This is a genomic window from Brevundimonas sp., assembly GCF_036677305.1.
Lineage (GTDB): Bacteria > Pseudomonadota > Alphaproteobacteria > Caulobacterales > Caulobacteraceae > Brevundimonas.
This window is the reverse complement of record NZ_JAKFEB010000258.1, coordinates 1-3,766: the sequence shown is the minus strand read 5'-3', so window position 1 is coordinate 3,766 and position 3,766 is coordinate 1. Positions and strand designations below refer to the sequence as shown.

8 protein-coding genes are annotated in these 3,766 nt (G+C 70.5%); 5 read left to right on the top strand and 3 right to left on the bottom strand.

The window, feature by feature from the left end:
* The coding region (locus V6M42_RS14795; RefSeq protein ID WP_332679198.1) for a hypothetical protein at window positions 1-590 on the top strand (590 nt) is incomplete at its 5' end.
* On the opposite strand, the gene V6M42_RS14790 is transcribed toward V6M42_RS14795, so the two are convergent.
* Window positions 587-964 carry a hypothetical protein gene (locus tag V6M42_RS14790; protein ID WP_332657860.1) on the bottom strand — a complete coding sequence of 126 codons (378 nt, stop codon included), beginning with the start codon at window positions 962-964 and terminating at the stop codon, window positions 587-589. The two genes, V6M42_RS14795 and V6M42_RS14790, sit on opposite strands and share 4 nt — an antisense overlap.
* A gap of 110 nt (window positions 965-1,074) precedes the next feature.
* Between V6M42_RS14790 and V6M42_RS14785 the strand changes: the two genes are divergently transcribed.
* Genes V6M42_RS14785 through V6M42_RS14770 form a run of 4 tightly spaced genes read left to right on the top strand, consistent with a single transcriptional unit; the run spans window position 1,075 to window position 3,228 of the window.
* A complete protein-coding gene (locus V6M42_RS14785) occupies window positions 1,075-1,422 on the top strand; it encodes an ArsR/SmtB family transcription factor (RefSeq protein ID WP_332679196.1) in 348 nt (115 codons plus the stop codon).
* Window positions 1,419-1,910, top strand: a complete 492-nt coding sequence (locus tag V6M42_RS14780) for an SRPBCC family protein (protein WP_332679195.1) — start codon at window positions 1,419-1,421, stop codon at window positions 1,908-1,910. The genes V6M42_RS14785 and V6M42_RS14780 overlap by 4 nt, the downstream gene beginning before the upstream one ends.
* Window positions 1,907-2,569, top strand: coding sequence for a dihydrofolate reductase family protein (locus V6M42_RS14775; protein WP_332679194.1), 663 nt, complete (start codon window positions 1,907-1,909; stop codon window positions 2,567-2,569). Before V6M42_RS14780 ends, V6M42_RS14775 begins: the two co-directional genes overlap by 4 nt.
* Before the next feature lie 2 nt (window positions 2,570-2,571).
* The gene (locus V6M42_RS14770) at window positions 2,572-3,228 is read left to right on the top strand and encodes a glutathione S-transferase family protein (RefSeq protein ID WP_332679193.1); all 657 of its coding nucleotides are present in this window, start codon (window positions 2,572-2,574) and stop codon (window positions 3,226-3,228) included.
* On the opposite strand, the gene V6M42_RS14765 is transcribed toward V6M42_RS14770, so the two are convergent.
* Window positions 3,225-3,464: a zinc-finger domain-containing protein gene (locus tag V6M42_RS14765; RefSeq protein WP_332657855.1), complete on the bottom strand. Its 240-nt coding sequence runs from the start codon at window positions 3,462-3,464 to the stop codon at window positions 3,225-3,227. The two genes, V6M42_RS14770 and V6M42_RS14765, sit on opposite strands and share 4 nt — an antisense overlap.
* Before the next feature lie 62 nt (window positions 3,465-3,526).
* Window positions 3,527-3,766, bottom strand: a 240-nt coding sequence (locus V6M42_RS14760) for a hypothetical protein (RefSeq protein WP_332679192.1), incomplete at its 5' end; no start/stop codon positions are given.

Below are 3,766 nucleotides of genomic sequence, written 5' to 3'. Positions count from 1 at the left end.
GGACGGCGATCCGGTCGCGCAACATGGCGTCGATCGCATCCTCGTTGGAGCGCGCGAAGATCTGGGTCTCCGCGCCCGTCGGCTCGACCCTGGAAGCGGCGAGCGCCCGCGGCAAGGCTTCGGGCCGCACCGCCCTTTACGGCGGCGTCGCCGTCGCCGCGGTCGTGCTCATTGCAGCGGCCGGCTGGTTCATGACGCGCCCGCCCGCTCCGGCCCCTGCCGCGATCGAGACCGCCGCCCCTGTCGCGCCGGTCGATGCTGCGGCGGCGCCGGCAGGCCCGGCAGCGTTCGCCTCCGCACCGGCCGCAGCGACGCCCGAGCCTGCTCCGACGCCGGCCTCGACCGCGCCGGCGAACCGTCCCGCCCCTGCCGCGACCCGTCCCGAAACGCCGCGCGCGGCCGCCGCCGCGCCCGCCCGCGTGACGCCGCCGCCCGTCGCGCCGCCGCCCGCGATCACCACCGCGCCCCTGATCGAGATCGCGCCTGTCCAGCCGGCCGGCCCGGCTCCGACCGAGGCGGAACCGCCTCCGACCGATCCCGACGCGCCGATCGCGACCCGGCCCCAGCCCGTGGGCCAGGCCCAACCCTAGCGGATGGCGATATAGCCGCGCTCGACCATCCGGCGCAGACCCTCATAGGCCTCGGCCAGTTCCTCATAGGCCGTGCGCGCCGAGGTCAGGCGGGCGATCTGGTCGGCCGTCGACGGCGCGCCCGACTCCGACTGCCGCAGGCTCTCGGCCACCCATTTGCCGCGCGCCGTGGCGGTCATGATCGCCAGCTTCTGGAAGGTCGGCGCGTCGATCTTCGGCAGCATCTGGCCGATGATCTCGCGGTTGGCGATGAAGGCCGAATAGTCGATCTTCTCCAGCAGGCCGCGCACGCGCCGCTGTTCCGCCGGATCGGCGTCCTGGGGCTCGAAATGATCGCGCTGGCGGCGGTAGCCGCCGGTCTGCATCGTGGACATGACGCCTCCGGAAAAACCTCTGAACTCCAGCCTGCGCCGAGCCGATTAACGCCCCGTTATCCGTGTTTGAGCGCGCTTGCGTAGAGCCTTCCTGTTTGATACTTAAGTGAATGCTTCAGCATCAACCGTCGCTTGATCTGGCTTTCCGGGCGCTGTCCGACCCGACCCGCCGGGCGATGGTCGAACGATTGTCGCGCGGCCCCGCCTCGGTCAGTGAACTGGCCGCGCCCCTGCCGATGTCGATGTCGGCGGTCGTGCAGCATCTGAAGATTCTCGAGGCGTCCGGCCTGGTCGCCTCCGAGAAGACGGGCCGGATCCGCACCTGCCGCGTCGACCCCCGGGCGCTCGGCGCCGCCGAGCGCTGGATCAACGACCGCCGTCAGACCGTCGAACGCAGTCTCGACCGGCTGGGCGCCTTTCTCGACGAAACCCGGGACGAAGAGGAGTTTCCGAAATGACCGCCGCCGCCCGCCCGTGCGTCGCGCACGGGACCTTCGTGGTCGAGCGCCGCTACGACGCCTCGCCCGCCCGCGTCTTCCGCGCCCATTCCGACCCCGACGCCTTCCGCCGCTGGTTCGCCGAGAGCGAGAACTGGACCATCCATGAATGGGTGCAGGACTTCCGGGTCGGCGGCGGCTTCACAGGCCGCTTCCGCTTCGGCGACGAGAGCAACGACACCTGGTTCAACGACACCGCCTATCTCGACATCGTTCCCGACCGGCGGATCGTCCTCTCCTATGTCATGGGCCGCGTGAAAGGCGACGGGAAGCAGAGAGCCTCGGCCTCGCTCGCGACGACGGAACTGGTCGCCGACGGGTCCGGCGCCCGCCTGATCTACACCGAGCAGGGCGCCTTCCTCGAAGGGGCCGACGACATCCGCATGCGGGAAGAGGGTTGCGCCGAAATGCTGGAAGCCCTGGGCCGCGAGCTGGAGAGCCGCGCATGACCGGCAAGGTGCGCGTCAACGCCTACAGCGTTTCGGTCGACGGTTTCGGCGCGGGCCCGGACCAGAGCCTCGAACACCCTCTCGGCGTCGGCGGCGAGCGGCTGCATCACTGGTTCTATCCGACCACGACCTTCCAGACCCTCTTCGGCGAGTCGAAAGGCGAGACCGGCGTGGACGACGGCTTCGCCCGCCGCAGCATGGAGGGCATGGGCGCCTGGATCCTGGGGCGTAACATGTTCGCGCCCAGCCGGGGCGGCTGGCCCGACGACGGATGGAAGGGCTGGTGGGGTGAAGAGCCGCCCTATCATGTGCCCGTCATGGTGCTGACCCGCCACGCCCGCGACCCGATCGAGATGAAGGGCGGCACCGTCTTTCACTTCGAGACAGGCGGCATCGAGGCCGCACTGGAGAAAGCGCGGGCGCTGGCCGGCGACAAGGATGTCCGTATTGGCGGCGGCGCCGAAACCATCCGCCAATACCTGACGGCCGGTCTGATCGACGAGCTCCACGTCGCCGTCTCACCGGTGCTTCTGGGCCGCGGAGAACCGCTGTGGCAGGGTCTGGACCTGCCGGCCCTCGGCTACGAGGTCGTCTCCAGCACGGCGGGCGAACGGGCCACCCATCTGATCCTGAACCGCGTTGCAAAGGACAAGCGCTGACCATGCCCCTGCAGCTCTACTCCCATCCCTACGCCGCCTACGGCCAGAAGGCGTCCGTGGCCCTGTACGAACTGGGCCTGCCCTTCGAACTCCGGCTGGTCGACGCCAATGACGAGGCGAGCATGGCCGCGTTCCGGGCGGTCTCGCCTTTCGGCAAGATGCCGGTCCTCGTCGACGGCGAGCGCCGCCTCGTCGAATCCAGCATCGTCATCGACTACCTGGACCGGCTGGCGGGCGGGGGCCGCCTGATCCCCGCTGACCCGGAGGCGGCGCTCGAGGCGCGGCTCATCGACCGGATCGTCGACACCTATGTGGGCGGGCCCATGAACCGCATCATCCCGCGCAAATTCCGCCCGGCCGGAAACGAGGACCCTTACGGCGACGCCCAGGACGAAGCTGTTCTGGCGAGCGCGTGGGACTGGCTGGAAGACCGGCTGTCCGACGGGCGGACGTGGGGCGCGGGCGCGAGCTTCACCCTGGCCGACTGCTGCGCCGCGCCGATCCTGACCTACGCCCGGCGGCTGGTTCCGTTCGGCGACCGGCCGCGGCTGAAGGCCTGGCACAGGCGGCTGATGGCGCGGCCGTCCTTCATGCGGGCGCTGGAGGATGCGGCCCCGTTCGGCGACCTGATGCCGGCGCCGCCCGCCCGGGACGACTAGTGCGCCTCGGGGGGCCGGGCGGCGGGGCTGAAGTATTCGTTCTCGGGCTTCGGATGGGCGCTCAGCACGAAGCGGCGGTCGCAATAGGCGCATTCGACGAAGTCGTCCCCGCCCATGTCCATATAGACGAGGGGGTGGCCCAGGGCTCCGCCGCCGCCGTCGCACGCGACCCGTTTCGTCGGGACCACGATGTCTTCCGGCGGCGGGATGATGGCGTCGGGGTGACGGGGCGGCATGGCGCGATCTCGGAACTGCAGAAGCGGCGGGATCGATTCCCTAGGCGGGCCAGCGGCCGGCGTCAAACCGCGCGCGCGCCTTTGCGGAAGACCCGGTCGAACAGGGCCTTGCGCCGCTTGAACAGGGACCAGCCCAGGCAGCCCGCGGCGACCCACAGGCCGATCTCTCCGGCGACGGCGGCCGGACCGCCGAAGATCAGGGCCTCGCGCATCTCCAGCTGGCCGGTCCGGTTCAGGATGACGATGGCTGTAAAGGCGCCGTAGCCCAGGAGGCAGACGGCGAAGGCCGTCCAGCCGATCAT